Source organism: Aliterella sp. E5.1, assembly GCF_057473825.1.
Genome location: NZ_JBYCCV010000458.1, coordinates 1 through 1,110 on the forward strand (window position 1 = coordinate 1; position 1,110 = coordinate 1,110).

The 1,110-nt window shown below is 40.4% G+C and carries 1 protein-coding gene and 1 pseudogene; one reads left to right on the top strand and one right to left on the bottom strand.

What is annotated here, in order from left to right; translation table 11 throughout:
- Window positions 1-82: pseudogene (locus AC2VE5_RS28210) on the top strand (DUF72 domain-containing protein); the annotation flags it as partial.
- Window positions 83-121: 39 nt separating this feature from the next.
- Here the strand turns inward: AC2VE5_RS28210 and AC2VE5_RS28215 are convergent.
- The coding region (locus AC2VE5_RS28215) for a hypothetical protein (RefSeq protein ID WP_486890808.1) at window positions 122-1,110 on the bottom strand (989 nt) is incomplete at its 5' end.

Below are 1,110 nucleotides of genomic sequence, written 5' to 3' on the forward strand. Positions count from 1 at the left end.
CTTCATTACCCACATGAAAAAGCTTATGGAGGCGGAGGTGCCTCTGGCGAACTTTTTCGCTTCAGGCGTGCTGCGCCTGGGCTGAGAAAACTTATCCCAGCGATTTGTAATCGGCACGGACTTAACTCTTTAATGATTTCTGACCGTTTTGCTCAACCCCATTAAACATTTTTTTGATCTGGTTTAATTTGAATCTGGCGTTTTCTCGTTCAGAATAATGTTCATTTACAAACTGAATTAGATCATCGACTGTACAGCATTTATCGAAGCCTCCGTTCCAAGAATGGAACTCTCGATGCACCGTCTCAGTCAGGGTAATTAAATTATCAGTGCTCGTAGCCAGATGCGGATAGTCTTGCTTGGAATAAATGTGATGTACTGACATATCAAATTTATTATGCTTTTTAGGCTTCTGGCCAGTAATTTGACAGCAGCCTCCATCTCGTTTCTTAGCAATCTTTATTGCCGCCTGAATTTTGTTCTTCTTTGCTGCTTCCTCATCAATAAGCAACTTAAAGGTTTTGCCGCTAATAATCTCTACATCTTTACACCAATCTCGCCGATCTTTGTTCTTTAGTTCAATAGCTAGTTTCCGGCTTAGCTTGTCAAGACCTGACAAAGAGTAGTAACGAACCTCTTCAAAGTCATCAAATCCCTCATAGATTATCATTGGATCTTCTGACCGCTGAATATCCTCAAAGGCTTTGTTCAGTCTGGCATAGCTTGTACAGAGAATGTGAATTACATCTTTCTTGGATAAAAAGTGCCGGTTATTTCTGGGCGTTAGTGAACTGCAATTTTCCTGGATTTTCTGACTTATAAAAGCTCTGCGAATACGTTCTTTATGTTTAGTGATAAATTCAATGAACTTTTCCCATAAGTTTGGTTTCTCTATGGCGTCCATATATCTGGCGATCGCGTACGCGCCATGCTGAGAAAATAGACGTTCTTGCCAAGCTTGGTTCAGATAAACAAAGTGGTCATTCTCACATAGCTCCCACTCGTCGTTGGGATCTGAATTGAAAAACTCAATAATGTTATCTAGCTTCTCTGGGGTGATCTTAAGAGCTTCTGCAAGATCTTTCTCTTTAATCGTAAAACCTGATAGTT